The following is a 26527-nucleotide window of genomic DNA, read 5'->3' as shown; positions in this document are numbered from 1 at the left end:
CGACTTTCCGCCGATCTATTGCATCGTTGCAAATCGTGTGCCAAGGTCGCGCCATCGAGTTCACATCGCGTTAACGAGGTGAATACCCCTATGAGCGGAGCGATGGCACGCCGGCGGTTTCTGGCCCTCGGCGGCGGCCTTGCCCTGACCGGAGGGCTCGCGGCGTGCTCCTCCCCGCTCGCGTCCGGTCTGACCGGCTCGCAGCCGGACACCGCGGACGTCATCTTCTGGAACCTCTTCAGCGGCGGCGACGGCGCCAACATGGTGCTGATGGAGGACGCCTTCCGGAAGGCCAGTCCCGGCACCTCGGTCGAGGCGACCGTCCTGGGCTGGGGCAACCCGTACTACACGAAGCTGGCGCTGGCCACGGCGAGCGGCACGCCCCCGGACGTCGGCATCGCCCATCTGTCCCGGCTGCCGCTGCTGGCCGCCGCCGGACTGCTGGAGCCGGTCGAGCGGACCGGGCTGCCCGAGCTGGGCGTCACCGCGGACCGCTTCACCCCGGCGGCCTGGCAGAAGGCCACCGTGGACGGCACGGTGTACGCGGTGCCCCTGGACACCCACCCCTTCGTGCTCTACTACAACGTCGACCTGGCCCGAAAGGCCGGTCTGCTCAACGCCGCCGGTGACGGCCTCGTCCCGCTCAAGGGCAAGGACGACTTCCTGGCCGCGGTGAAGGCGATGAAGGAGACCGCCGGCGCCCAGTACGGCGCGGCGATGTCGATCACCGCCGACCCGTCGACGGCGTGGCGCTGCTTCAGCATGATCTACTCCGGGCTCGCCGGTCCGGTCGTCACCGACTCCGGCACCAGGATCGCCCTGGACGCCGAGGCGGTGCAGGAGACGGTCGCCTTCCTGCAGAGCCTGACCGCCGGCGGCCTGATGCCGAAGAACCTCAACGGCTCCGGCGCCAACGCGCTGTTCAGCACGGGCAAGGCCGGCTTCCTCTTCGACGGCGAGTGGCAGATCCCCTCGTACCGCCTGGTCAAGAGCCTGCGCTTCAACGTCGTGCCGTTCCCGGCGCTGCTCGGGCCCAAGCCGGTGGCGTACGCCGACTCGCACGCGCTGGTCGTGCCGCGCAACGACCGGCGCCCGGCGGCCCGTACCCGCGACGCGGCCCGGTTCGTCAAGAGCCTCCTGGACCACAGCGCCGTCTGGGCCGAGGGCGGCCACATCCCCGCGTGGCTGCCGACCCAGCGCAGCAAGGCGTTCCTCGACCAGTCGCCGCAGCGCAACTACGTGCGGGCCGCCTTCGACGCCCAGTACGACCCCGCCGCCTGGTACACCGGCGCGGGCTCGGACTTCCAGAGCGTGGTGGGCGGCACGGTCATCGAGGCCATCGCGGGGCGGCTCGCGCCCAGGGCGGCGGTGCCGGCCCTGCGCTCGGATCTCAAGCGGTTCACCACGGCCCGACCGCCGGTCACGATGAAGTAGGAGGCAGTCACCCATGACGACCGTCGTCTCGACGCGACCGGCGGCCCCGGCGTCCGCAGCGGGCCAGCGGGCCGACCGGCCGCCCCGGCCCGAACGCCGGGCCGGGCTGCTGCTCACCGCCCCCTTCTTCGTGATCTACCTGCTGTTCCTGGTCGGCCCGCTGCTCGTGGGCGTGGTGCTGAGCTTCTTCAACGCCACCACCGTCAAGAGCGGCCTGGGCGACTGGGTCGGCCTGTCCAACTACCGCGAGGTGGTCACCGACCCGCTGTTCTGGGACGCCCTGTGGCACTCGGTGCTCTTCACCCTGCTGACCACGCCCCCGCTGGTCGTGCTCGCCCTGGTCGCCGCCGTCCTCGCCGCGCGCGTGCGGCGCGGCCGGCTCTTCTACCGGCTGGCGTTCTTCGCGCCGTACGTCGTGCCGTCGTCCGTGGTCGCGCTGATCTTCCTGTGGATGTACACCCCGGAGATCGGACTGATCCCGAAGGTGTTCGGGGCCGTGGGACTGCCGGTGCCCGACTTCATCGGCAGCACCTCGGGCGGCTGGACCGCCGTGACCCTGATGACCCTGTGGTGGACCTTCGGCTTCAACTTCGTCCTGTACACCGCCGCGATCCAGGACGTCCCGCCGGACGTGTACGAGGCGGCCGCGATCGACGGGGCGAGCCCCTGGCAGCAGATCCGGCACATCACCGTGCCGCTGCTGGGCCGGACCACCAGCCTGGTGCTGATCCTCCAGGTCCTCGCCTCGCTGAAGGTGTTCGACCAGATCTACCTGCTGCTGGCCGGCGGTCCCAACCAGTCGACGCGGCCGGTCATCGAGTACATCTACGACACCGGCTTCACCTCCTACCGGGGCGGCTACGGCGCCGCCGCCACCATGGTCTATTTCGTCATCATCGTCGCGATCTCGGCGGCCTGGTACGGGCTGCGCCGCCGCCGTGCGGCCGGCGCCGCGGCCTGAGCGGAGCACCCATGACCACCATCACCCCGCCCCGGCCCACCGCGGCGCAGAGCGCGCCCTCGGTCAACGGCGCGAAGCTCTTCAACCGGCTGTGCGCCGTGTGCCTGACCCTGTTCGCGCTGATCTGGCTGGTGCCCTTCTTCTGGGCGCTCGCCACCTCGCTGCGCTCGGACGGGTCGATCACCGAGCACCCGACGTCGCCGTTCGCCGGCGGCTGGTCCCTGCACGCGTACTCCTACGCCTGGGACAACTACCCGATCGGCTCCTGGTATCTGAACAGCCTGGTCATCTCGGTCCTCGCCGTGGTGTTCACGCTGGCCTTCGGCTCGATGGCGGGCTTCGCGCTGGCCTTCCTGCGCTACCGCGGCCGCGGCGCGGTCGTCGCGCTGGTCGCGGCGGGCCTGATGCTGCCGAGCGAGGCGCTGGTGCTGCCCCAGTTCATCGAGTACCGGTCCTTCCACCTGCTCGGCACGTTCTGGGCGCTGATCCTGCCCTCGGTCGCGGCCCCGCTGTCCGTCTTCGTCTTCCAGTCGTTCTTCCGCGGCATCCCCGTGGCGCTGATCGAGGCCGCCCGCATCGACGGCGCGAGCTGGTGGCGGGTCTACGCGACGGTCTGCATGCCGCTGTGCCGGCCGGCCCTGTCCACGGTCGCCATCCTCACCTTCATCACCTCGTGGAACTCCTTCCTGTGGCCGCTGCTGGTGCTCAACCAGACCAAGTCGCAGACCATCCCGGTGGGCCTGGCCTCCCTGGTCAACAACAGCAACATCCAGTACGCCGAGGTCATGGCCTCCTCCGTGCTCGGCTTCCTGCCGCTGATCGCCGTCTTCCTGGTCTTCCAGCGCCAGATCGTCCAGGGCATCGCGACCACCGGCATCAAGTGACGGCACCGCGCGGCGGGGACGGGTTCACGCCGGGACGGGACGTCCGTCGGCGGGGCGGCCGAGCAGCCGGGTCATGGCCTCGGCGGCCCGCACGGCGGAGGTCCCGCAGCAGTTGTTGAAGAGCACGTGCAGCCGCTCGACCCGTCCGGCCAGGGCGCGCAACCGGGGCAGCCAGGCGCGCAGTTCGGCGTCCTGGTACGCGTACCGGAAGCGGTCCTCCTTGCTCCCGGTGCCCCAGGCGGCGCTGCGGCCGTGGAAGCGCACCACGGACAGCCGGGGCGAGGTGACCGGGGTGACGGGCGGGACGGAGACCGGGAGCGCCTGGGTCATGTCCACGGCGACGGCGGCCATGCCGTGCCGTGCGAGCAGCGCACGCGTGGCCCGCTCCTGCTCGCCCTGCCACCACGCGGGGTGCCGGAACTCCACGGCGAGCGGCCAGCCCGCGGTCCGCTCGGCGGTCCGCTCCAGGAACTCCTCGGCCCGCGCCCCGGGCCGGAACCACGGCGGGAACTGGAACAGCACGGCGCCCAGCCGCCCGGCCTCGCGCAGCGGCTCGGCCCCCGCCGCGAAGCGCGCCCACACCTCGTCCAGCACCCGCGGGTCGCGGGCATCGGCCGGCAGCCCGTCCGGCAGCAGCGCGGCGCGGGTGGGATGGCCGGTGAGCAGCGAGAACGCCTTCACGTCGAACACGAATCCGTCCGGGGTGCGCTCCGCCCACAGCCGGCTGTTCCGCTCGCCGGGCAGGGCGTAGTAGGTGGCGTCGACCTCCACCACGGCGAACCGCCCGGCGTAGTGCCGCAGACGCCCCTCGGCGTCCCGCCGCCCCGGCGGGTACCAGCCGCTCCCGGTCAGCTCCCGGTCCGTCCACGAGCACGTGCCCACAAGGATCTCGCCCATGGGGGCGCGGATACCCGGCGGCGCCGCGCCCAGTCGGACCCGGTGCGCACGGCCGGGTCCGGTACGGGTACGGCGGCCGCGGCGGTCCGGGACGAAGGCGGGCGACGAGCGATGAACGACGAGCGACGAGCGACGAATTGCGAGTGACGAGCGACGAGTCGCGGGTCACGAGCGACGAGTCGCGGGTCACGAGGGACGCGTACGGACGGCAGGGGCCGCCCGGCGGCCGGGAGGGCTTAGGATTCCGGGCCATGGGCCTGACCGTGGACGACGTGGACCGGTTCGAGGCATCCAGGCCGCGCCTGGAGGCCATCGCCTACCGCCTGCTCGGCTCGGCGAGCGAGGCCGAGGACGCCGTGCAGGACACGTTCCTGCGCTGGCAGGCCGCCGACACCGGCCGTGTCGAGGTCCCCGAGGCATGGCTGACCAAGGTCCTCACCAACCTCTGCCTCAACCAGCTCGCCTCCGCCCGCGCCCGCCGCGAGACCTACGTCGGCCAGTGGCTGCCCGAACCGCTGCTCGCCGGTGACCCGATGCTCGGCCCCGCCGACACCGCCGAACAGCGCGACTCCCTCTCGTACGCGGTCCTCGTCCTGCTGGAGCGCCTCTCCCCGGCCGAGCGCGCGGTCTATGTGCTGCGCGAGGCGTTCGGCTACACGCACCGCGAGATCGCGGCGATCCTCGACCTCACCGAGGCCGCCAGCCAGCAGACCTTCCACCGGGCCAGGAAGCATGTCGCGGACGGCAGGCCCCGCGCCGAGATCGACGGCGCCGCCGCCCGGCGGGTCGTCGAGGAGTTCCTGGCCGCGGCCACCAGCGGCCGGACCGAACCGCTGGTCCGGCTGCTCACCCAGGACGCCGTCGCGGTCGGCGACGGCGGCGGGAAGGTGCCGGCGCGGGCCACGGCGTTCGAGGGCGCCCGCGCGGTCGCGACGTTCATGCGCGGCCTGTTCAAGGCCGGCCCGGCCAAGCGCGCCCTGGCCGGCGGCTCGCCGGAGGTGTACATCGGCACCGCCAACGGCGGCCCCGCCGTGGTCGCACTCGTCGACGGGCGGGTCATCGGCGTCATCTGCCTGGAGATCACGGCCGAGGGCATCGCCGCGTTCCGCAGCCAGGTCAACCCCGACAAGCTGGAGCGCGCCACCCGGCAATGGGCGCAGGAGGACCACGAAGCGCCCCTCTTCCGCGCCTACTGACCCCTCCCGAGGGGATGTGAGGTGCTTCACATCCCCTCCCTGTCAGGAAACGGCGGCCCGCCCGGTTCAAGGGGCGAACCCGCTCAAGACAGGAGCATGGAGATGCAGCACCGCATCATCGTCCTCGGCGCCGGATACACCGGAGCCAGCGCCGCCGGACGCCTCGCCAGGCGGCTGCGCCGCGAAGACGTCGCCATCACCCTCGTCAACGCCGAACCCGACTTCGTCGAGCGCGTCCGGCTGCACCAGCTCGCGTCCGGCCAGGACCTCGCGCCCCGCCCGCTGCGGAAGATGTTCGAGGGCACCGGTGTCACCCTGCGGATCGCGCGGGTCACCGGCCTCGACGCCGACCGCCGGACCGTGACCGTCCGCGACCCGGACGGCACCGGCGAGGCCGAGGAACTGACGTACGACACCCTCGTCCACGCCCTCGGCAGTGCCTGGGACGGCCGCGGTGTGCCGGGCGCCGCCGAGCACGCCCACGAGGTCGCCTCCCGCGCCGGGGCCCTCCGGCTGCGGGAACGCCTGGCCGGGCTGGCGGCGGGCGCGCCCGTGGTCGTCGTCGGCGGCGGGCTCACCGGTCTGGAGGCCGCGACCGAGATCGCCGAGGCCCGACCGGACCTCGACGTCGCCCTCGCCGCGCGCGGCGGACTCGGCGAGCCCCTCTCGCCCAAGGCGCGCCGCCATCTGCGGAAGGTCTTCGACGGGCTCGGCATCACCGTGCACGAGCACACCGCCGTCACCGCCGTCGAGGCCGCTCGCGTCCGCACCGGCGACGGCACGCCGATCCCGGCCGAGGTCACCGTCTGGACCGCCGGGTTCGCCGTCCACCCGCTCACCGGGGACACCACCCTGGAGGTCTCCGGCACCGGGCAGATCGTGGTCGACGCGACCATGCGCTCGCTCTCCCACCCGCAGGTCTACGCCATCGGCGACGCGGCCCTCGCGGCGGGCCCCGGCGGCAAGCCGCTGCGCATGTCGTGCGCCACGGGCATCCCCTCGGCGTGGCAGGCCGCCGACGCCATCGCCGCCCGCCTGACCGGCACCAAGCTCCCGAACGTGCCGCTGCGCTACTTCAACCAGTGCGTCTCGCTGGGCCGCAGGCAGGGCCTGATCCAGTACGTCACCGCCGACGACCGCGCGGTCCGGGCGGCCCTGACCGGCCGGACGGCCGCCCTCTACAAGGAGGTCGTCTGCAAGGGAGCCGCCTGGGGCGTCGCCCACCCGACGTTCGGACTCCCGGTCCGCCGCCGCCCGGTCCTGCCCGCGCCCGCCGGGACGGACCCGGCGGCCGGGGCGGAGGCGGCGGTCGAGGCGGGCGCCGCCGCCGAGTCCACGGCCTGAGCGGCGCGAGTCCCCGGCCCGAGCGGCGCGGCGGGGCCGCGCGCGCTCAGCCGGACGGCGGCGCGTCGCGGTCCCCGCCCCGCTCGCGCGTGGCACGGCGGTACTCCGCGTTGATGCGCTGGGCCTCCTCCAGCTGGTCCTCGAGGATGACGATGCGGCAGGCGGCCTCGATGGGGGTGCCCTTGTCGACGAGTTCGCGGGCCCGCGCGGCGATCCGCAACTGGTAGCGGGAGTAGCGGCGGTGGCCGCCCTCGGAACGGAGCGGAGTGATCAGACGGGCCTCGCCGAGTGCGCGCAGGAACCCCGGGGTGGTACCGAGCATCTCGGCGGCCCGCCCGATCGTGTAAGCGGGGTAGTCGTCGTCGTCCAGTCGATCGTTGAGCGGATTGCCTGCTGTCATGTCACCTCGTTGCGCAACGCTTCGAGGGAAATTGAACACCATGCGCCCGCTCCGCCGCCCGGCCAGGTCGGCGGACACCCGTGCGATCCCGGCCGCGGTGGGATCACCGCGGCCGGGTTCAGCGCTGCTGGGCCGTCCGCGGCGACCCGGACGACGACCGCCGTGCCCCGCGGCGCGGCGCCTCACCGGCGGACCGGCCCTGGGCGCCGCCGCCACGGCGGCCGCCCCGCGACGACGCCGGAGCGGAACGTTCCGCCGCCGCGCCCGCAGCAGCGGAACGGGAGGGGGAAGCACCGGAACGGGAGGGGGCGGCGGCGCCCGACGCCGTGCCGGAGTCCGCCGCCGCGCCCGACCGGGACGAGGACCGGCGCGACCGGGAGCGGGAGGAGCGCCCGGACCCGGACGACCCGGACGCACCGGACGTACCGGACGACGACCGGCCGGAGCGGGGACCGGCCTGCGCAGGGACCGGCGCCGTGACGACCACCGGGACACCGGAGGGCTCCTGGGCGCCCGTGATGCGGTGCAGCTCGCTGTCGCCCGCGCGCACCGGGGTGATCCGCGGGGTGATCCCGGCCGCGGCCATCAGCCGGCTCACGTCCCGGCGCTGCCCGGGGGTCACCAGGGTGACGACGCTGCCGGACTCGCCGGCCCGCGCCGTACGCCCGCCGCGGTGCAGGTAGTCCTTGTGGTCGGTGGGCGGATCGACGTTGACGACGAGGTCGAGGTCGTCGACGTGGATCCCGCGGGCCGCGACGTTGGTCGCGACCAGTACGGTCACCTGCCCGCTCTTGAACTGGCCGAGGGTCCGGGTGCGCTGCGGCTGGGACTTGCCGCCGTGCAGCCCGGCCGCGCGGACACCGCTCTTCAGCAGGTGCTTGGTGAGCCGGTCCACCGCGTGCTTGGTGTCCAGGAACATGATCACCCGGCCGTCGCGCGCCGCGATCTCGGTGGTGGTCCGGTGCTTGTCCTCGTCGTGCACGTGCAGCACGTGGTGCTCCATCGTGGTGACGGCACCGGCCGAGGGGTCCACGGAGTGGACCACCGGGTCGTTCAGATAGCGGCGGACCAGCAGGTCGACGTTGCGGTCGAGGGTGGCCGAGAACAGCATGCGCTGCCCGTCCGGGCGCACCTGGTCGAGCAGGGCGGTGACCTGCGGCATGAAGCCCATGTCGGCCATCTGGTCGGCCTCGTCCAGGACGGTGACGGCGACGTCGTCCAGCCGGCAGTCGCCGCGGGTGATGAGGTCCTTGAGCCGCCCCGGGGTCGCGACGACGACCTCGGCCCCGGCCCGCAGCGCACCGGCCTGGCGGCCGATCGACATCCCGCCGACCACGGTGGCGGGCGGCTTGAGGCCCACGGAGCGGGCGTACGGGGTGAGGGCGTCGGTGACCTGCTGGGCCAGCTCGCGGGTGGGCACCAGCACGAGGCCGAGCGGGCGCCGGGGCTCGGCCCGCCGGCCCGCCGTACGGGCCAGCAGCGCGAGTCCGAAGGCGAGGGTCTTGCCGGAACCGGTGCGGCCCCGGCCGAGCACGTCCCGGCCGGCCAGGGAGTTCGGCAGCGTCGCGGCCTGGATCGGGAAGGGCGTGCTCACGCCCTCCCGGCCGAGGGTGGCCAACAGCTCCGGAGGCAGGGCGAGCTCGGCGAACGACTCGACCGCGGGCAGCGCGGGGGTGCGGGTGCGGGGCGGGGCGAAGTCGCCCCGGGCGGCGGCAGGGCGGCGTACGCGGCTCTGGGCGCGGCTCATACGGGAACCTTCCTTGATGCGACACGTATCAAGGAATTCCCGCAGCGGTGGAGCGGCGCGGAGAATCGCGAGAACGGGCCGAAGAGGCGAAGGGTGAAGGGAGAAGGTGACGCAGGGTGAAAGCTGGAAAGGCGCGGGACGGAGGTCGGGAGGAAATGCGGACGGTAAAGCGGTCGGGCACACCTGACACTGCCCAAATCAGTCTCAACACCGCCCGGACGGCAGAAATTCCCGTGCCGCCCCCGGAAACGCAGCGAGCTGGGGCCCGCACCTCACGGTGCGGGCCCCAGCTGCGAAAGTACGCGTCTGCGCGGGTGGGCGTCAGGCGGGAACGATGTTCTCGGCCGTCGGACCCTTCTGGCCCTGACCGATGTCGAACGACACCTTCTGGCCCTCCAGCAGCTCACGGAAGCCGGACGTCGCGATGTTCGAGTAGTGGGCGAAGACGTCGGGGCCGCCGCCGTCCTGCTCGATGAAGCCGAAGCCCTTTTCCGAGTTGAACCACTTCACGGTGCCGGTAGCCATTTGTTTCTCCTTCGGGACGGTGCTCGGAGTTCCGCCCTGTGCGGACTCCGGTCGCCGTGATGATCACCCCGTCGAGAAAACGGTCAGGCAACCACAACTGCAACTGCTGTCGAGACTAGCACGTCCCTCACCTGCCCGCGCGGGGTCCATAATTGCCTTCCGCGCACCGCCCGGGAATACTTCCCGGGCGGCATGGCAATTCCTCACCCGGCCACCACAGATATTGCGCCGCCCCGGCCGCAGGGTCGCGGCGGGAGCGGGGCGGTCACAGAACGCGGACGTCGATCGCGGTGTCCCAGAGCATGTCGCCCATCGGGGCGTCGACGGAGCCCTTGCCGTTCCCGTGATAGAGGAAGAGCTGGTAGCCGACGGGCCGCATGATGTCGGACCGTCCGTCGCCGTCCACGTCACCGGTCGCGATGACCGGCATGTCGGCGGGCCAGGCGTACGGCAGCTTCTTGCGCGCGCCCAGGCCGCCCTTGCCGTCGCCCGGGTAGAGCCACAGGGTGCGTGACCCGTCGCGGGCGAGCAGGTCGGCCCTGCCGTCGCCGGTCATGTCACCCGGTGCGGCGAGCTGGTTCATGGAGTTCCAGCCGCTGGTGCCGATGATCCTGCGGGTGCCGAAGCCGCCCTTGCCGTTGCCCGGGTACAGCCACAGCTTCCCGGTGGTGTCGCGGGCCAGCAGGTCCCGGCGTCCGTCACCGGAGAGATCGCCGGCCGCGCTGATCTCGCGCATGCTGTTCCAGCCGCTGCCCGCCTGGACGCGCTTGCCGAAGGTGGCGTCGCCGCGGCCGGGGTAGAGCCAGAGGTTCCCGGCCTTGTCCCGGGCGTACAGGTCCTCCTTGCCGTCCCCGTCGTAGTCGCCGTGCCGGACCAGCTGGATCATGCTGTTCCAGCCGCTGCCGACGAGCTTGCCCTTGGTCACCGTGTCGGCGTTGCCGATGCCCGACAGGAACCACAGCCGGCCGTCGGCCGCGCGCTCCAGCAGATCGGCGCAGCCGTCGTCGTCCAGGTCGCCGAAGCGGGACACTGCGGGCAGCCCGGCGGGCCGCCGGTACTCCGCCCTGCGGTACCAGTCCATCCAGGGAACGCCCTGGGTGACCTCGTACTCGGTGGTGGCGACCCGGATCGAGCTGATCGTGTTGTCCAGACGGCCGTCGAACGCGCCGTCGCTCAGGTCGACGGGACCGTTGTGCGGGGTGATGAGCAGCATGTCACGGTCGCTGCCGCTGTACTTGGCCCCGGGGAACGCCATGGCGTACATCGAGCTGTTGTTGACCAGCGACGAGGTCGTGTTGTCGAACCCGCGCAGGGTGGGCTGGCTCGACGAGACGATCCTCATCGCGCCCTTGTAGCCGCCGTACTGGAACAGGCACAGCTGACCGGAGGGGCAGCGGGCGGAGTCGTCGGCCGCCGCCTGCGGGGCGGTGGTGACCAGCGCGGCCACGGACGCGGCCAGGGCGACGGCGGCGCCCAGGACGCGCCGGGCGGCGGTGCGCCGGCTCGGCCGGGGCGAGCCCGGGGCTCGTCGGCTCCGGGAAGTGCGAAGCATGGATGGGTCTCCGTTCGGTCAGGAGGTTGCGGGTCCGGGGGCGCGGGGGCGAGAGGGGGCGGGGGACGCGGGAAGTGCGCGAGCAGGGAGCGCCGTCGGAGGTCGGGGCCGGTCAGAACGCCAGGACGTCCGACGGGAGACCGGCGAGGTCCTTCGGGGCCTTGAGGCCGCCGTCGGACGCGCCGGTACCCGGGTACACGCGCAGCGAGTGCGAGCCGGGAGCGTGGGCGACCAGGTCGGGGCGCCCGTCACCGGTGACGTCGCCCACTCCGGCCAGTCCGGTGACCGAGTTCCAGCCGCTCTTGCCGACGAGCCGGCGCGTGCCGAAGGAGCCTCTGCCGTCGCCGGGGTACAACCACAGCCTCCCCGCGGTGTCGCGGGCCACCAGGTCCGCCCGCCGGTCGGCGTTCATGTCGCCCGCGCCGACGAGTGCGTTCATCGCCTTCCAGCCGCTGCCAGTCTTCACGCGCGCGCCGAAGCCGCCCTTGCCGTTGCCCGGAAACGTCCACAGGGTGCCCGTGCCGTCGGCCGCGAGCAGGTCGGCCCTGCCGTCGCCGGTCAGGTCACCGGCAGCGGTGATCTCGCGCATGCTGTTCCAGCCGCTGCCCGCCTGGACGCGCTTGCCGGGGCCCGCTTCGCCGCGTCCGGGGTAGAGCCAGAGGTTCCCGGCCTTGTCCCGGGCGTACAGGTCCTCCTTGCCGTCCCCGTCGTAGTCGCCGTGCCGGACCAGCTGGGCCATGCCGTTCCAGCCGCCGCCGGCCAGCAGGTCCTGGCCCGCGCTGCCGTGGCCGTGCGAGACCCACAACTGGCCGAACTTGTTGCGGGAGACGAGGTCGGCGTACCCGTCGCCGTTCATGTCGCCGAAGGCGCCGAGGGCGGTGGTCGCCGCGGGCCGGTGCCTGGGCGCGTTGTCCCACTGGAAGGCCGGGTAGCGGCTCTCGCTCCCGCAGAACCAGTCGGCCTCGGGCCCCAGGTCGAGGGAGCTGACCGCGTTGTCCAGTTCGGGTGTGGCGCTCTCATCGAAGGAGCCCTGGCTCGGGTACGCGTGGACGGCGCCCTGCCGCGGGTCGAGACCCGGGGCGAGGGTGAAGCACACCGGCCAGTCGGTGTGGTTGGCGTAGGAGCTGATGCGGTTGTCCCATGAGCCGAGGCCCAGCATGCTGCCCTTGACGACCAGCATCCGGCCCTGGCCCAACGGATCGCTGAAGACGCAGAGCTGACCCGACGCGCAGCGGTCGTATCCGCTGGCGGCATGGGCGGGCGCGGCGGTCGCGGTCCCGAGGAGCGCGGCCGCGGCAGCAGCCGTCAGCGCGCCGCGGAGGACGCGCGAAGAAGTCGGACGCACTCGGATCCCCACAATGTGCGCGATGTCCGGGACATGACTGTCCCGGACCTGTGAATGTTATGTGCATGATATAGACCCGGTGTTTGTCTCAAACACACGTGCGCCGGGGGGAGTTCTAACCGCTGCGGCCGGTCAGGCCGTCCTCCCAGCCCAGCGGGAAGGGCTCGCCGGTGGGGGCGGAGGGTTCGCCGCCGGCCTGGTTGAAGGCGGCCAGGGCGTCGATGAGGGCGGTGCGCTGGGCGGGGTCGAGGCGTTCGACGATGGCGGCGATCTCGGTGCGGCGTCGTGCGGTGACGTTCTCGACGGTGCGGCGGCCCTCGTCGGTGAGCTGGAGCAGGGTCTCGCGGCGGTTGACGGGGTTGGGGCGGCGGTCGGCCAGTCCGGTGGCGATGAGCCGGTCGATCATGCGCATGGCGGTGGAAGGCGCCACCTGGAGCAGTTCGGCGAGGGCGACGAGTTTGGTGGCGCCGCGGCTGGAGAGTGCGACCAGCATGCGGAACTGGGGGAGTGTCACCCGGTCCTCGACCTCGGCGAGCGAGCGGGCGGAGACCGCGACCAGCAGCCGGGAGGCGGTCAGCACCGCCCGGGTGACCGTATCGACATCGTCCGTCGTCCCCGCGGGGGTCTCACGCTCCGGCATGCCTCCTTTCTACCGTGGACCCTGCCGAAGACCCTCCCCATGGACGAACACAACCTTTAGACTGTGCAAAGGTACGGGGCTGAAGCATCACCGTAGACGGCCGGGGTCCCCGGCCCCGACCTCATCCGTCCGACCAGCGGAAGGCGCCGATGGCACACCCCAGCTCACCGGAACCGCACCGCCCCCGGCTGCCTTCCGGCCCGCGGCGCCTGGTCGCGCGCGCACCGATCCTTCTGTTCCGCGCGGGGCTCGGGTGGGTGTTCGGCGGGCGGCTGCTCCTGCTGCACCACACCGGCCGCGTCAGCGGACTCGACCGCCGGGTGGTCCTGGAGGTCGTGCACCATGACGCGTCGGGCTGGATCGTCGCGTCGGGTTTCGGGCCGCGGGCCGCCTGGTACCGCAACCTGCGCGCCCAGCCGAAGACCGTCGTCCAGGCAGGCAACCGGCACCACGCCGTCACCGCCCATTTCCTCACGCCCGACGAGGGCGCCGCCATCATGTCCCGCTACGCCGCCCGCACCCCCCGGCTCGCCCGCCGCCTCTGCGCGTTCATGGGCTTCCACGCGGCCGACGACGAGACCCTGTTCCGCGAAGCGGGCCGGGCCATCCCGTTCGTGCACCTGACGGCTGATCCCGGACGCGCGTCTGACCGCTGATCGCGATCCCGCGTCACCGCCCGGGGAGCCGCCGGTAGGTACCGGGTGCGGGGTGCGGGGCGCGGGCTGCGGGGTGCCGGGTGGTGGATCTGAGGGGCCCCGGCCCGGGGCCCCGTCGCCCGTGCGGGTCCGCGGGTGTCACCAGCCGAGCGGGTCCTTGTCGGTCCCCATGAGCCCGGCCGACGCGGACGGAGCCGCGGGCGCGTCGTGGCAGGTGAAACCGAGCCGGGTGAGGGCCCGGCGCATCTCAAAGGTCGTGAAGTCGCGGCGGTTCTGGCGGGTGATCACTTCACCGACCTGCATGACGGGGTAGACCCGGCGGCCGATGGTCACGGACACACCGGTGACGGTCTCGGGGGTGATCCCGCTCATGGACTGCTCGACCTCGCTCTTGAGCAGGTCGAACGGGAAACGGGCGATGACACAGCGCATGGATGCCTCCACAGGGGATGGGGAAGGCCGCCGGGGCGGGCGGCCGTGTGACGGCGGTCGGAAGGGGGCACGGACCCGGACCGGGAACGGTCCGGAGGAGCGGACCGGGCCGGGCCCGTGCGGGGACCGGCGGGCGGTCAGGGGGTGAGCGCGAGGACGCCCAGGGCGTAGCCGTGCTCGTCGACGACGGGGGACGCGTCCAGGGTCCTGCCCCGCATCGTGGCCTCCGCCTCGCTCAGGGACGACCGGGACGGAGTGAACGGCCCGCGGTCGAGCGGGATGTCCCGCAGCCGCGTCCGGTCGCTGAACCACGAACCGCCGCGGTGACCGGCGAGCTGCGCCCGGGTGACCAGCCCCGCGCAGCGCCCGTCCTCGTCCCGCAGGAGCAGATGCTGGACGCGTGCGCCGATGAGCACGGACAGGGCCACGTCGACCGCCATGTGGTCGTCGACCTGCGGCCCGACGGCGTGCATGGCGTCACGGGCGGTCAGGCCGGTGCCGTCGTCGTGGCCGGCCCGCTGGGTGCGCGGCGGAAGCGGGAAGGACGTCAAGGGCTTCTCCTCTTCGACTTCGTCGGACGGGTCGTTCGTCTTCGTCTTCGTCTTCGTCTTCGTTGTTCGTCTTCGTCGTACTCGGTACTCGCGCGTACTCGCGGTACTCGTTGCTCGTTCGTCTTCGTCGTGCCGGGGCGTGCCCGTGCCGCACGGCGCGGTCTACGCGATGTTCCCCCGCGCGGCCCCGCGGACCTGCCCGGAGACCCGGCCGCTCCCGCCCCGCCCGGTACCGCGGCCGCTGCCTCGCGCCCCGCCCGTACCGCGCGCTCCGCCGCGCCCCCTGCGGTGGCGCCCGGCGGACCCCTCGTCCTCGCGCCGGCTCTCGGCCGGTGCGGCGAGGATGACGGGGACGCCGGAGGGGGTCCGGGCGCCGGTGATGCGCTGCAACTCGTCCTCGCCCGGACGGATCCGGGCGGAACGCGGCGCGATACCGGCGTCGGCCATCAGCCGGTCCATCGCGCGCCGCTGGTGCGGGAGGACCAGGGTGACGACGGTGCCGGACTCACCGGCGCGTGCCGTACGTCCGCCGCGGTGCAGGTAGTCCTTGTGGTCGCCGGGCGGGTCGACGTTGACGACGAGGTCGAGGCCCTCGACGTGGATCCCGCGGGCGGCGACGTTGGTGGCGACCAGCGCGGTGACCTGGCCGCCCTTGAACTGGGCGAGCGTCCGGTTGCGCTGCGGCTGGGACTTGCCGCCGTGCAGGGCCGCGGCGCGCACGCCGACGGACAGCAGGTGCTTGGCGAGCCGGTCGGCCGCGTGCTTGGTGTCCAGGAACATGATCACCTGACCCTCGCGGGCGGCGATCTCGGTCGCGGCGGTGTGCTTGTCGGCGTCGTGCACGTGGAGCAGATGGTGCTCCATCGTGGTGACCGCTCCGGCGGACGGGTCGACCGAGTGGACGACGGGGTCGTTCAGGTAGCGGCGGACCAGCAGGTCGATGTTGCGGTCCAGGGTGGCCGAGAACAGCATCCGCTGGCCGCGCGAGGGGACCTGGTCGAGCAGGGCGGTGACCTGCGGCATGAAGCCCATGTCGGCCATCTGGTCGGCCTCGTCCAGCACGGTGACCGCGACCTGGTCCAGCCGGCAGGCGTCCCGTTCGATCAGGTCCTTGAGCCGGCCGGGCGTCGCGACGACGACCTCGGCGCCGCCGCGCAGCACATGCGCCTGGCGGCCGATCGAGACGCCGCCCACCACGGTCGCGAGCCGCAGGCGCAGCGCACGGGCGTACGGGGCGAGCGCGTCGGTGACCTGCTGGGCCAGTTCCCGGGTCGGTACGAGGACCAGCGCGAGCGGCTGGCGGGGCTGGGCCCGCTGTCCGTCCAGCCGGGCCAGCACCGGCAGCCCGAAGGCGAGCGTCTTGCCCGAGCCCGTACGGCCCCGGCCCAGGACGTCCCGGCCGGCCAGCGTGTTCGGCAGCGTGGCCGCCTGGATCGGGAAGGGCACGCTCACGCCCTCGGCGACGAGCGCGGCCGACAGCCCCGCGGGCAGGTCGAGTTCGGCGAACGTCTCGACGGCGGGCAGCGGTTCGGTGAGGGTGACCGGGAGGGCGAACTCCTGGCGGCGCGGGGCGCTGCGGGCACTCTGCCGGGCCGGTCGCCCGGTGCCCGCGCGGGGAGCCTGGCGGCCCGATCCCTGACCGCGGAAGCGACTGCCGGAAGAAGAGCCGGACGAGCCGGACGAGCCGAATGAGCCGGACGAACCGGAAGAGCGAGAAGCACCGGACGTGCCACCGGTGCGGCGGGTGCGGTTCATGGAGGAACCTTCCTCGATGCGGCGTATCGAGGAATTCCGTCCAGCGGCGTCGGCCGCACGAGGATTCGCAAGAATGAGCCGAAGAAAAAGAAGAGCCGGGCCTCGTGGCGCTGAAGGCCGGGACGGCCGGCGGTCCGGGGCGATCCGGACGGGAAAAATCAACGAGCTGGGACCCGCACCCCAAGAGCGCGGGCCCCAGCCACGTGATGCGCGGGCCCTGGGCCCGCGACGATGCGCGTCAGCGTCAGGCGGGAACGATGTTCTCGGCCTGCGGGCCCTTCTGGCCCTGCGTGACGTCGAAGGTAACCTTCTGGCCTTCCTGAAGCTCGCGGAAGCCGGAGGTGGCGATGTTCGAGTAGTGGGCGAACACGTCAGCGCCGCCACCGTCCTGCTCGATGAAGCCGAAGCCCTTTTCCGCGTTGAACCACTTCACGGTGCCAGATGCCATATTGAATCTCCCTTGAGGGGCAGTGCCGGACTCCGCACTTTACGAAGGCCGAGTCGCCGCGATGATCACCCCTCCGGAAAGATCCCGGAAAGCTCTGCAAAGAATGAATCTCTGGCAACCAAAACTGCAACTGCTATCACGCTAACACACGTCCGTTGGCGGCGCCCATGCCTTTTCCGTGGTGTCCGCGAATTCCTGCCATGCCCCGGCGGGTAATCCTGTGCTCGACGCGGCCGGTAATCCTGTGCCGACGGCGGCAGGTTTCCGCGCCGCACGCACCCAGTTTTCCGGCGCGCGGGGAGGCTCGCGCGCGCGGGCCTCTCCCCGCCCTACGGCAACGCCACCTCCGCCCCGCGGCACCGCCGCCCCCGGTCCACGGCCCCGAAGCCGCCGCCCCCGCGCGGAACATAGATCTGTCGACCCCGAAAACCTGCCGCAGCAACAACAGATTTCCGACCCCGGCAGGACGCCCGCACGGTCGAGGGGAGAGGCCACCCCGCCCCTGCCCTGCCTGCGTCTCCCCGGCCCTCAGTTGGCTCTTGGTCCTTGGCCCTTGGCCCTCAGGTGCGCTGCATCACCACGAGCAGCACCACCAGCGCGATCAGCAGCGCACCGGCCACCGACGCCAGGGCGATCTTCGCCGCGCTGTACGGCCGTTCGCCGATGACCTCGCCGGTACGGGCGTTGACCATCACCGGCCACGCCCTGCCCGCGTGGAGATAGGTCAGGAACCAGACGGGCAGCAGCACCAGCTTGTAGGTGAGACCGCTGTAGGAGGTGGACATCGAGTGCACCCGCTGCTCGTCGCCGCCGATGTCCCGCCGGCAGTCCGCGCGGATCACCGGCTCCATCCGCGCCTTCGCCGACTCCAGGCCCGCCTCCGGCTCGACGTCGTAGCGGACGGTGCGGAAGCCCGCCAGGTACTCCTCCTGGTACGGGACCGTCTCCGCCAGCGGCCAGGGCGTCAGCCTGTCCAGTTCCGCCACCGGGACCTGGCCGCTGCCGGGCACCAGCACATCGTCGAAGAACCGCTCGACCGTCCCGGAGGTGTGGTGCCAGCGGGTGTGCCGCACCTTCCGGGTCTGACCCTCGGAGTCCTGCTCCTCCACCCAGTAGTACTCGCCGCGCTCGCCGCTGTAGTGGGTCGTCGTCTGCGCGTCGTACGTCCAGTGCGGGAGGTAGCTGCCCCGGAAACTCTCCGCCTCGGTGACCTTCTTCAGCTCGCCGGGCGCGAACCAGCGGGACCTGGTCCACTTCGCCAGCGCCTCACGGGCCTGCTCGCGGCCCACCCCGAAGGGCAGCACCGCCTCGGGCACCACGCGCTCGGTGCCGGAGGCGTCCGCGACCAGCGGGGTCGCGCAGAACTGGCACTTGTCGCTGAGCGTGTCGCTCTCGGTCACCGCGTGGCAGCCGGGGCAGGTGTACACCTTCACCCGGTCCGGCGCGACCGCCCGGAGGGGCAGCGCGGCCAGCTCCTCGAACGGGTGCTCGGTCACCTGCCGCGGCACCGGCGTGATGCCCTGCTCGTGCCGGCAGTACGGGCAGCGCAGCGCGTACGTCCCGGGCGCGTACTCGCTGACCCCGCCGCACGCCTCGCAGTGGAACGCCCGGTCGGGCGCCGGGACGACGTCCTGATCCGTCAACTCACTTCTCCTTGTGACCTGTTGCCGGAGAATTCCGGCAGGCGTGACGGATCTCAGCCCTGCGGGGGCAGCGGGGGCAGCGGCGGCGGGACGTCGGCGAGCAGCGGCGCCAGTTCCGGGATCTGGTCCGCGGGCTGCCAGGCGGCCTGCCCGTTGCGCCAGACCAGCGTGGTCCGGTTCAGGTTCCCGGCCGCGACCTGCCCGGCCAGCGCGCTCTCGTCGTACGGGCCCTGCTGCTGCCCGCCGACCGCGAGGAACCAGCGCGGCGCGGTGGGCAGCGGCGGCGGGACGCCGGGCCCGGCGGGCTGCGCCGGGGGCGGGGCCGGGGCCACCGGCGCGGCGGGGGCCTGCGCAGCCGCCGTACCGGCCGCGGTGCTCTGCACGATCCGCTGCCCGAGCGCCATGCCGACGCCCAGTCCGAGCGCCTCGCCGCCGGTGCCGGGGTTGGCCGCGGCGATCGGGATGGCGTCGGCCGCCTGGAGCTTGGCGTAGTCGTCGAGGTTGCCGGTGATCGTCATCCGGGAGCGGGTGTCGATCGCCGCCTCGATCTCCGGCGGGACGCTGATGTTCTCGATGTAGAACCGGGGGATGGCGATGCCGGTGGAGGACAGCTCCAGGGTCAGCGCCTCGGCCAGCTGCCGCCCGATGCCGTCCTGCCGCGCGGCCAGGTCCAGCAGCGGTACGCCGGACGAGCCCAGCGCGGAGCCCAGCTTGGAGACGATCAGCTGCCGCAGGTGCTCGCCGACCTCCTCGGTGCGGAACTGCGGGTCGGTGCCCACCAGTTCGCGCAGCAGCGCGGCCGCGTCCACCACCTTGGCCGCGAAGGTGCCGAAGGCACGGACCCGGACCATGCCGAAGTCGGCGTCCCGCAGGATCACCGGATTCTGGGTGCCCCACTTGAAGTCGGTGAACTGCCGGGTGGTGACGAAGTAGACCTCGGCCTTGAACGGTGACTCGAAGCCGTGCTTCCAGCCCTTCAGCGTGGACAGCACCGGCATGTTCTGCGTCGTGAGGGTGTACGTGCCCGGCTGGTACACATCGGCCAGCCGCCCCTCGTTCACGAACACGGCCACCTGCGACTCGCGCACCACGAGCCGCGCGCCCATCTTGATCTCGTTCTCGTACCGCGGAAACCGCCACACGATCGTGTCCCGGCCGTCGTCGGTCCACTCGATGATGTCGATGAACTCACCGCGGATACGGTCCATCAGCCCCACGACAACCCCCCACTCCCCGCGCCTCCCACGACCACCGCCCTCCCCGGCCGGTCCCGGGGCGATGACTGCACGGCGACTGCACGGCGATCAGAGACCAGCCGACAGTATGCCCACCCCCCGAACACAGCAAAAAGGCCCAGGTCTCTGACCTGGCCCTCGACGGACCGGCCGCCCACACCGACCCATGCCCGCTGACAGCACCACGCGGATGGGATCTGTAAGTGCCGCTCGCCGTTCTCCTCGCCGGCCCGACCGGCTCCGGCAAGACCACCGTCGCCCAGGCCCTGGCGGCACGTGGCTTCACGCGGTTGTCCGTGGACGAGGAGGTGCACCGCCTCCACGGCAGGTACGGCGTGGACTACCCCGAGCGCACCTACTTCGAGCGGGAGCGCCCCGTCGTCGAGGCGATCCGGCAGAGGCTGATCAAGGAGGTCCAGGCCGCCCTCTTGTCATCCACCTCCCCGCCGACCGCGACGAGCTGCTGCGTCGCCTCGTGGTGCACTTGGCCGTCCGCTATGCCATTTCCAATGGCATACTGGGAGCGTGACTGATGACGATGTGGACTTCCCGCCCGGCGACGGCCCCGCCAGCGGTATCTCCGTCACCCTGACCGCTGGAACCCTGCACGCAATCCGTGAGCGGGTCGGAAAGCGGGGCGTCTCGGCCTACCTGGAGAAGGCAGCCCAACGGCAGATCGAGCGGGACAGCCTGGGCGAGCTGATCGCGGACTTCGACAAGGTGCACGGCCCGGCCGATCCCGAGGCCGTGGCGGCCAAGCGCGCCCGGCTGACCGGGGGCGATTCACAGGCTGGGACGGCTGCATGAGCGGTGTCCTGGTCCTGGACAGCGAGGGCCTGGCGAAGGCCGTGCAACGCGATCGGGAAATCCACGAGTGGCTTACGGCGGCTCGCGACGCGGACTTGCCCGTGATCACCTCGGCGGCCGTGTTGGTCGAGGTGATCCATCCGAAGATCAACGACGCCGCACTGAAGTGGACCCTGTCCCGCTTGGGCGTCGAGCCCGTAACCCAAGCCGTCGCGCAATCCGCTGCCGCCTTGCTGCGGGCAGCGGGGCTGCACGGCCACAAGTACGCCATCGACGCCATGCTGTGCGCGACCGCCCTCCAGCATCCCGGCCGGGTGACGATCCTGACTTCCGATGTGGAAGACATCGGCCTGCTCACCGCCGAGCATCCGCGCCTGAGTGCCGAGAAGGTCTGAGCCGCGACACCGCGACGCCGCGACGCCATTGGTAAGCCGCGCAAGCAGTTCCTGCGCTCGACCGCCGAGGACCTCGGGTCGGCCCCGATCCTGCCCCCGATCATGTAACTGAGTGGTGCGGTGGGGCGTAGTTATGCGCTCATGGTGCGCCACCCGCCCACTGGTCCAGACAGCAAAGAACCCCCGGATCACTGACCTGGGGGTTTCTCGTGGAGCGGGTGACGAGAATCGAACTCGCGCTCTCAGCTTGGGAAGCTGATGTTCTACCATTAAACTACACCCGCGTAAGACGCCGACGGAGTCGGTGTCCGGTGCTCGCTCACTCTACCCCATCGCTGACCCCCGGCGCCGTCGTGCCGGGGGTCGGTGGTGTTTCGGGTGGGGGCAGGAGGGCACCGGTGGGGCGGAGTTGGGCGTACGGTGGAGGTGTGGGGGAGGGTGCCGGCGGGGCCGGAGTGCCGCCTGGTGGGTCGTCTCCTGCATCCCGTAATGTGGCTTTTGTCGTCAGGTGGCAGAAGGCCAGACGGGGTTCTGGGGAAGGGACTTGAGGGCTTGATGGAGCGCACCGTCGTCCGTTGTGCCGAGGGGCACGTGTTCAGCACCGCTTCGTTCCCGATGCAGCAGGCCGAGCGGCTCGGCCCCGGGCGGCTCGTGCGGTGCCCCCGGTGTGCCCGGCTCCGCAGTGCGGTGCCGGTGCCCGTGCTGCTCGGGAAGCAGTAGAGGGAAAGCAGGAGCGAGCGGCTGAGCCGGGGCGTGGGTCCGTCCGATTGCGGGGGGTCCGCGCCCCTTGCGTATCCTCGGGGAGTGCTTCTCTCAGACAAGGACATCCGGGCCGAGATCGACGCGGGCCGGGTGCGGATCGATCCCTACGACGAATCCATGGTGCAGCCGTCGAGCATCGACGTGCGGCTCGACCGCTACTTCCGGGTGTTCGAGAATCACCGCTACCCCCACATCGACCCCTCGGTCGAGCAGCCGGACCTCACCCGGCTCGTGGAACCGGACGGCGACGAGCCGTTCATCCTGCACCCCGGTGAGTTCGTCCTCGCCAGCACGTACGAGGTCATCGGTCTGCCCGACGACCTCGCCTCCCGGCTGGAGGGGAAGAGCTCGCTCGGGCGGCTCGGGCTGGTGACGCACTCCACCGCCGGGTTCATCGACCCCGGCTTCTCCGGGCACGTGACGCTGGAGCTGTCGAACCTCGCCACCCTGCCGATCAAGCTGTGGCCGGGGATGAAGATCGGGCAGCTGTGCATGTTCCGGCTGACCTCGCCCGCCGAGGCTCCGTACGGCAGTGAGCGCTACGGGTCCCGTTACCAGGGACAGCGCGGTCCGACCGCCTCGCGCTCCTATCTCAACTTCCACCGGACCCAGGTCTGAGCCGAGGGGCACCACCACATGAGCGACGTACGAGAGAACCTCACCTACGAGCGGTTCGGCACCGCTGTCCGCGAACTCGCGCAGACCATCGCCGACGACGGGTTCCGGCCGGACATAGTGCTGAGCATCGCCCGCGGCGGGGTCTTCGTCGCCGGTGGGCTCGCTTACGCCCTGGACTGCAAGAACATCCACCTGGTGAACGTCGAGTTCTACACCGGGGTCGGCACCACGCTCGAGATGCCCGTGATGCTCGCGCCCGTGCCCAACGTGATCGACTTCTCCGACAAGAAGATCCTGATCACCGACGACGTCGCCGACACCGGCAAGACGCTCAAGCTGGTCCGCGACTTCTGCCTCGACACCGTCGCCGAGGTGCGCAGCGCCGTCGTCTACGAGAAGTCCCACTCGCTCGTGAAGTGCGAGTACGTCTGGAAGCGCACCGACGACTGGATCAACTTCCCGTGGAGCGTCTTGCCTCCAGTACATAGGTCGGGCGAAGACCCCAAGGTGAACAAGGAAGCGCTCTAGCGTTTCAACGACTAGTGGCTGGCGCAAGTCCGTAGGGGGAGATGCGAGGCTCACACTTGTCAGAGGTGAGCGGTCCCGGGTTCGCATTGAGACGTTGGGACCGGTCAGGCTTAACCTTGACGACCTCCAAGACCTGAGAACCCTGATCGCTGATAAGACAGGGGAGCCGTTCAGGTGTCAGTTGGTCGATACGACGCCGATGAGGTGTTTGATCTGACGGATGCCAGCGATGCTGGTCTAACCGAAGTCCGTCTCTCAGCAAGGTCAAATTCACTTAACGTGCATCTCACTCCGGACGGTACCGCCGTACTGTGCGAGTCTCGCAGGCAGGATTTGCTAGACCTTGCTGGCGACATCAAACACTTCGTAAACGGGCGCCCTCTTGCTTGGCGGATCGTGTTTCCAGCAGAAGCTGTAATCGCTCTACTGGCACTGTGGGGGGTGGTCGCTTGGGTTTCGCTGTGGTTCGCTATTGCAGACGATAAACCGTTCGGGTATGGGATCCTCGCGGCTTCCAGCGTCATATGGGGCGTGAGTTGACGTGGTGGCTGAATGCAATACTTCCGGATTGCTTCGTAGGTGGATCGGGCCGGTCCGGAATCAGTGGAGAGGCGCTGGATCGCAAGACTCTCGCGGATTACGTACATGCCCACGCGGACCATAGAATAAGAACGCATGTCACGGAATGGGATCGCATTGATGCCATTCTTGCCTTGAAGCGTGCCATGCAGCTACGCGCGTCGGCGCAGCGCGGGCGGAGCGGGCCGAAGGCAGGAGCGGCGCCCGCAGCGGAGCCGGGAAGCGCGCCCGGCGGAGCGGAGCGCAGCCGGGGCTTGATGAGTAAGGACGTCAAGCGGCCACAGTCCCGGAAGGACACGGGGAAGTCCGAGGTCATGAGTACAGATGAGTGGATCCAAATGCATCTGCGTCGAGCCCCTGAGCGTGACGAAGAGTGGGTACGCCGGGCGCTCGTGTTGCAGGGGCGGCTCTGATCGTCAGCGCCAGACTGGTTCGATCAGGCTGGGGTCGAACTTGCGTCGCCCTCGGCCGGCCGGATGGATGATCACAGCGGAGAGGCTGTGCAACACGATCTCTTGTTGGCGTTCGACGGGCAGAGCCAAGAACTCATCGACGGTCACGTTTGTCGTGTCGTTCTTGGCCTCTGCCTGCTTCTGCTCCTTGTAGAAGCGGGCTCGCTCCAACTTCAGCTCGTCGCGCTCTCGCTCCTTGGGGGGGCAAGAGTTGCAAGAGCGTGGTCACGGTGATCTGCTTCGACCTCTCGGCCGCGACGAGCTGGGCAATGTCTTCATTGATCTGCCGCAACTCCGCCTCCCTCGACCATCGTTGGTCGACAGGTACGGCAGTTACTGCGGCTCGCGCGCGTTGTTCCTCAAGAACAAGTTGAGCTATCAGCCTGTCGACCGGATCACCCACGCGTCCGACCTTGCCGCAACCGCCGTTCACCACGGAGCACTGATAGGTGAAGCGTGCAGCCTTTGAGCCCGGTTGCCACTTTTGGTTGATCTGGCCTCGGATCTTGGTCTTGCACAGTCCGCAACGGGCGATCCCTGAGAGCAGGTACTTCCGGGCGAGCGTCTTGCCAGGGTGCTTCCTCTTGCGCTCGGCGACCGCCGCGCACACCGCCTCCCACTCCTCAAGGGCGTTGATCGGCTCCCACTCGCCCATGACGGGCCGACCGTCTTCTCCGTGCAGGATCTCGCCGTGGTAGGTCCGGTATCCGACCAATCGCGGGTTCGTCAGGATGTGTTCGACGTGGTGGTGGGCCATGCGCTTCGTGCCTGCCCGCGGGTTGCCCAAGCCTTGTTCCTGCCACCTGGTCCGGATGGTTCCGATGCGGACGCCGGCCAGGATCTCCCGCTGTGCCTCGCGGATGGCCTTGGCCGCGTCCGGGTCGACCTTGGTCCGGTCGTCCTTCCGCCATCCATACGGTGCCGGTCCGCCGCTGTCCTTGCCCTGCTGGGCCAGCTCCAGGTGCTTGCGCTGGATGCGGCGTGAGGCGTCGTGCGACGACTTGTTGGCGAACGCGACCATGATGCGCGCCATTGTGCGGCCGTCCGGCGTTCCGATGTTGATGTCGTTCGTGACAGTGGCGAACTCCAGGCGCGGGCGCTCGTCGTAGATCTCGATGAGCCGTTCCAGGTCGCGCGGCTGTCTTGCGAGCCGGTCAAGGTCGTACGCCACGATGCCGTCGATCAGGCCGGCTCGGAGGTCCCTCAACATCAACTTGAACTCGTCGCGGACGACGTTGCGCTTGAAGGCGGAGACGTCATTGTCCTCGTAGACCTTCAGGGCCTGCCAGGACCGGAGATCCGCCAGACGCTCGCAGTCCTGTCGCTGTCGTGCGACGCTGAGCGCTTCGCCTTCGTCGTCCCGCGAGATGCGGGTGTAGATCCCCACCCTGCGTGCCACGTCCGGGCCTCTCCTGCCTCCAGAGCAGGCGCCAGACTACTACGTCATGCAGTCAAGTCAGCCTGGAGCGTCGAGCCGCCCGTCGTGCGCCGGGCCGGACAGGTCCTCGACGCCTGAGAGGGCAGACAAGAGGGGGGGGTGGTGTCCGGCGCGGTCGCCGGGTGCCACCCCCTCTCATGTCCGCGGTCTCACGTCTGCGGCCTAGAACGTCCCCAGCTTCACGATCGACAGCAGTGCGATCAGCTGGATCGCCGACGCGCCCAGGGCCTTCGGCCAGGGCAGGTCGTGGGAGCGGCTGACCATCAGGGTCAGCAGGGCGCCGCCCGCGACCCAGGTGGCCCAGCCCAGGAGCTGGACGAAACCGGCGTCGCCGCCGAGGAACATGGCGAAGACCAGGCGCGGCGCGTCCGTGAGGGACATGATCAGCATGGACAAGCCGACCGTGGGCTGCCAGGCGCCGTCGCCGCCGAGCTGGCGGGCCAGGGTGTGGGTGACCACGCCCAGGACGAACGCGCTGACCATCATGGCCACGGCCGTGATCAGGACGATCGGGACCGCGTTGGAGAGGGTGGCGTTGATGGCGTCCGCGCGGGCTCCGTCGAAGCCGAAGACGGCCAGCAGGCCGTAGAGGAACGTCACGACGAGGGCAGGGCCCCACATCGTGTAGTCGCGCATCTGGAGGAACGTCCGGTTCGGCGCGACGACGATCCCGCGCAGCAGGTCCTTCCAGTGCAGACGCGGTCCGATCGGGCCGGCCGGGGCCGAGCCCGCCCGGTACATCTCGCCCTGCGAGTACGGGTCCTCGCCGATCGCGAACGCCTGGGTGCTGCCCGGGTTGTCGGCCGCGTACGGATCGGGTCCCGAGCCCGCGGGACCCGCGCCGTCACCGAAGTACTCCGGCTCGCCGTGACCGCCGTGGCCCCCTTGACCTCCGTACCCGCCATGACCGGCGTGGCCGCCCTGTCTTCCCTGTCCGCCGCGTCCGCCGTGACCGGCGGGGCCTCCGGGGGCGCCGTAGCCGCCGCCGTTCGCCGCGGGCCAGCCGCCGCCCGCGCCGGAGCCGGCGTGCGGGGGACGGCCGTACTGCGGTTGCTGCTGCGGGTACGGCTGTGGCGCCGACGGGTAGCCGTGCGACGGCGCCCGGGGCGGCGTCTGCTGTCCGTACGGGGGTTGTTGAGGGCGCGCTTGCGGGGCCCGGTCGTCCCGGCCGCCGCGTCCGATCCTGAATCCAGCCACGTCGTCGAACGTACCCGCTCCCGGCGAACGGCGTGCGGGGGCCGGGGTGTACGGGCCGGGTTTGCGGCCGAGCTGTGACATCCCCTAGGGGAGGCACCGGACGCCT

General features: G+C 71.1%; 27 protein-coding genes and 1 tRNA gene. 11 read left to right on the top strand and 17 right to left on the bottom strand.

Translation table 11 applies throughout. The annotated features are described in order from the left end of the window. The first annotated feature begins 90 nt into the window (after positions 1 to 90). From R4Z62_RS15580 to R4Z62_RS15570, 3 genes are read left to right on the top strand one after another with little or no spacing between them, the layout of a single operon-like run. Positions 91 to 1434: an extracellular solute-binding protein gene (locus R4Z62_RS15580; RefSeq protein WP_382852302.1), complete on the top strand. Its 1344-nt coding sequence runs from the start codon at positions 91 to 93 to the stop codon at positions 1432 to 1434. A 13-nt stretch (positions 1435 to 1447) separates the two neighbouring features. Further along, positions 1448 to 2395 carry a carbohydrate ABC transporter permease gene (locus R4Z62_RS15575; RefSeq protein WP_382852299.1) on the top strand — a complete coding sequence of 316 codons (948 nt, stop codon included), beginning with the start codon at positions 1448 to 1450 and terminating at the stop codon, positions 2393 to 2395. A gap of 11 nt (positions 2396 to 2406) precedes the next feature. Next, entirely contained in the window at positions 2407 to 3279 is an 873-nt protein-coding gene (locus tag R4Z62_RS15570; protein WP_064534281.1) for a carbohydrate ABC transporter permease, read from the top strand. Between the two features lie 24 nt (positions 3280 to 3303). Here R4Z62_RS15570 and R4Z62_RS15565 read toward each other — a convergent pair whose 3' ends face one another. After that, positions 3304 to 4176, bottom strand: a complete 873-nt coding sequence (locus R4Z62_RS15565; RefSeq protein WP_491520083.1) for a DUF72 domain-containing protein — start codon at positions 4174 to 4176, stop codon at positions 3304 to 3306. 251 nt (positions 4177 to 4427) lie between these two features. Here R4Z62_RS15565 and sigJ point away from each other — a divergent pair, with 251 nt between their 5' ends. Beyond that, positions 4428 to 5372: an RNA polymerase sigma factor SigJ gene (gene sigJ, locus R4Z62_RS15560; protein ID WP_491520082.1), complete on the top strand. Its 945-nt coding sequence runs from the start codon at positions 4428 to 4430 to the stop codon at positions 5370 to 5372. 102 nt (positions 5373 to 5474) lie between these two features. Beyond that, positions 5475 to 6716 carry an NAD(P)/FAD-dependent oxidoreductase gene (locus R4Z62_RS15555; protein WP_491520081.1) on the top strand — a complete coding sequence of 414 codons (1242 nt, stop codon included), beginning with the start codon at positions 5475 to 5477 and terminating at the stop codon, positions 6714 to 6716. A gap of 46 nt (positions 6717 to 6762) precedes the next feature. Here the strand turns inward: R4Z62_RS15555 and R4Z62_RS15550 are convergent, their stop codons facing one another. From R4Z62_RS15550 to R4Z62_RS15525, 6 genes are all read right to left on the bottom strand, one after another. Beyond that, a complete protein-coding gene (locus tag R4Z62_RS15550; RefSeq protein ID WP_018569051.1) occupies positions 6763 to 7116 on the bottom strand; it encodes a MerR family transcriptional regulator in 354 nt (117 codons plus the stop codon). Positions 7117 to 7234: 118 nt separating this feature from the next. Then, positions 7235 to 8863, bottom strand: coding sequence for a DEAD/DEAH box helicase (locus R4Z62_RS15545; protein ID WP_491520080.1), 1629 nt, complete (start codon positions 8861 to 8863; stop codon positions 7235 to 7237). Positions 8864 to 9184: 321 nt separating this feature from the next. After that, a complete protein-coding gene (locus R4Z62_RS15540) occupies positions 9185 to 9388 on the bottom strand; it encodes a cold-shock protein (RefSeq protein WP_064534285.1) in 204 nt (67 codons plus the stop codon). A 265-nt stretch (positions 9389 to 9653) separates the two neighbouring features. Further along, complete coding sequence (locus R4Z62_RS15535; protein WP_491520079.1) at positions 9654 to 10940, bottom strand: FG-GAP-like repeat-containing protein; 1287 nt, start codon at positions 10938 to 10940, stop codon at positions 9654 to 9656. Positions 10941 to 11052: 112 nt separating this feature from the next. Beyond that, the gene (locus R4Z62_RS15530) at positions 11053 to 12285 is read right to left on the bottom strand and encodes an FG-GAP-like repeat-containing protein (protein ID WP_491520078.1); all 1233 of its coding nucleotides are present in this window, start codon (positions 12283 to 12285) and stop codon (positions 11053 to 11055) included. A 115-nt stretch (positions 12286 to 12400) separates the two neighbouring features. Continuing rightward, positions 12401 to 12925, bottom strand: a complete 525-nt coding sequence (locus tag R4Z62_RS15525; RefSeq protein ID WP_064534286.1) for a MarR family winged helix-turn-helix transcriptional regulator — start codon at positions 12923 to 12925, stop codon at positions 12401 to 12403. Between the two features lie 149 nt (positions 12926 to 13074). On the opposite strand from R4Z62_RS15525, the gene R4Z62_RS15520 reads away from it, so the two are divergent. After that, positions 13075 to 13581: a nitroreductase family deazaflavin-dependent oxidoreductase gene (locus R4Z62_RS15520; protein WP_355476445.1), complete on the top strand. Its 507-nt coding sequence runs from the start codon at positions 13075 to 13077 to the stop codon at positions 13579 to 13581. Positions 13582 to 13719: 138 nt separating this feature from the next. Here R4Z62_RS15520 and R4Z62_RS15515 read toward each other — a convergent pair whose 3' ends face one another. From R4Z62_RS15515 to R4Z62_RS15490, 6 genes are all read right to left on the bottom strand, one after another. Next, positions 13720 to 14013, bottom strand: a complete 294-nt coding sequence (locus tag R4Z62_RS15515) for an SCO5918 family protein (RefSeq protein WP_064534288.1) — start codon at positions 14011 to 14013, stop codon at positions 13720 to 13722. A 137-nt stretch (positions 14014 to 14150) separates the two neighbouring features. Further along, positions 14151 to 14486 carry a CBS domain-containing protein gene (locus tag R4Z62_RS15510; protein WP_355476691.1) on the bottom strand — a complete coding sequence of 112 codons (336 nt, stop codon included), beginning with the start codon at positions 14484 to 14486 and terminating at the stop codon, positions 14151 to 14153. A gap of 240 nt (positions 14487 to 14726) precedes the next feature. Further along, positions 14727 to 16319 (bottom strand): DEAD/DEAH box helicase, encoded by a 1593-nt coding sequence (locus tag R4Z62_RS15505; protein WP_064534289.1) that lies wholly within the window; start codon positions 16317 to 16319, stop codon positions 14727 to 14729. A gap of 244 nt (positions 16320 to 16563) precedes the next feature. Continuing rightward, positions 16564 to 16767: a cold-shock protein gene (locus tag R4Z62_RS15500; RefSeq protein ID WP_007383480.1), complete on the bottom strand. Its 204-nt coding sequence runs from the start codon at positions 16765 to 16767 to the stop codon at positions 16564 to 16566. Positions 16768 to 17327: 560 nt separating this feature from the next. Next, positions 17328 to 18410, bottom strand: coding sequence for a TFIIB-type zinc ribbon-containing protein (locus R4Z62_RS15495; RefSeq protein ID WP_385490785.1), 1083 nt, complete (start codon positions 18408 to 18410; stop codon positions 17328 to 17330). A gap of 53 nt (positions 18411 to 18463) precedes the next feature. Beyond that, positions 18464 to 19618 carry an SPFH domain-containing protein gene (locus R4Z62_RS15490; protein WP_491520077.1) on the bottom strand — a complete coding sequence of 385 codons (1155 nt, stop codon included), beginning with the start codon at positions 19616 to 19618 and terminating at the stop codon, positions 18464 to 18466. 230 nt (positions 19619 to 19848) lie between these two features. On the opposite strand from R4Z62_RS15490, the gene R4Z62_RS15485 reads away from it, so the two are divergent. From R4Z62_RS15485 to R4Z62_RS15475, 3 genes are read left to right on the top strand one after another with little or no spacing between them, the layout of a single operon-like run. Beyond that, positions 19849 to 20178: a P-loop nucleotide/nucleoside kinase family protein gene (locus R4Z62_RS15485; protein ID WP_491520076.1), complete on the top strand. Its 330-nt coding sequence runs from the start codon at positions 19849 to 19851 to the stop codon at positions 20176 to 20178. After that, on the top strand, positions 20171 to 20452 hold the full coding sequence (locus R4Z62_RS15480; RefSeq protein WP_064534292.1) for a hypothetical protein: 282 nt from the start codon (positions 20171 to 20173) through the stop codon (positions 20450 to 20452). Before R4Z62_RS15485 ends, R4Z62_RS15480 begins: the two co-directional genes overlap by 8 nt. Continuing rightward, positions 20449 to 20847 carry a PIN domain-containing protein gene (locus tag R4Z62_RS15475; RefSeq protein ID WP_064534293.1) on the top strand — a complete coding sequence of 133 codons (399 nt, stop codon included), beginning with the start codon at positions 20449 to 20451 and terminating at the stop codon, positions 20845 to 20847. Before R4Z62_RS15480 ends, R4Z62_RS15475 begins: the two co-directional genes overlap by 4 nt. Before the next feature lie 210 nt (positions 20848 to 21057). Here the strand turns inward: R4Z62_RS15475 and R4Z62_RS15470 are convergent. Continuing rightward, a tRNA-Gly gene (locus tag R4Z62_RS15470) sits at positions 21058 to 21131 on the bottom strand. 520 nt (positions 21132 to 21651) lie between these two features. Here R4Z62_RS15470 and dcd point away from each other — a divergent pair. Both dcd and R4Z62_RS15460 read left to right on the top strand, forming a co-directional pair. Further along, on the top strand, positions 21652 to 22227 hold the full coding sequence (gene dcd, locus R4Z62_RS15465) for a dCTP deaminase (RefSeq protein WP_018569038.1): 576 nt from the start codon (positions 21652 to 21654) through the stop codon (positions 22225 to 22227). A gap of 18 nt (positions 22228 to 22245) precedes the next feature. Then, positions 22246 to 22755, top strand: coding sequence for a phosphoribosyltransferase (locus tag R4Z62_RS15460; RefSeq protein ID WP_064534294.1), 510 nt, complete (start codon positions 22246 to 22248; stop codon positions 22753 to 22755). A gap of 995 nt (positions 22756 to 23750) precedes the next feature. Here the strand turns inward: R4Z62_RS15460 and R4Z62_RS15455 are convergent. From R4Z62_RS15455 to R4Z62_RS15445, 3 genes are all read right to left on the bottom strand, one after another. Further along, complete coding sequence (locus R4Z62_RS15455; RefSeq protein ID WP_491520075.1) at positions 23751 to 23894, bottom strand: hypothetical protein; 144 nt, start codon at positions 23892 to 23894, stop codon at positions 23751 to 23753. Further along, positions 23881 to 25185: a recombinase family protein gene (locus R4Z62_RS15450; protein ID WP_491520074.1), complete on the bottom strand. Its 1305-nt coding sequence runs from the start codon at positions 25183 to 25185 to the stop codon at positions 23881 to 23883. Before R4Z62_RS15450 ends, R4Z62_RS15455 begins: the two co-directional genes overlap by 14 nt. A 201-nt stretch (positions 25186 to 25386) precedes the next feature. Continuing rightward, the gene (locus R4Z62_RS15445; RefSeq protein WP_491520073.1) at positions 25387 to 26502 is read right to left on the bottom strand and encodes a Yip1 family protein; all 1116 of its coding nucleotides are present in this window, start codon (positions 26500 to 26502) and stop codon (positions 25387 to 25389) included. Positions 26503 to 26527: the final 25 nt, after the last annotated feature.

This window comes from Streptomyces sp. PL-25 (genome assembly GCF_058344915.1).
The sequence above is the reverse complement of the archived record's forward strand: the minus strand, read 5'-3'. Positions and strand labels throughout refer to the sequence as shown.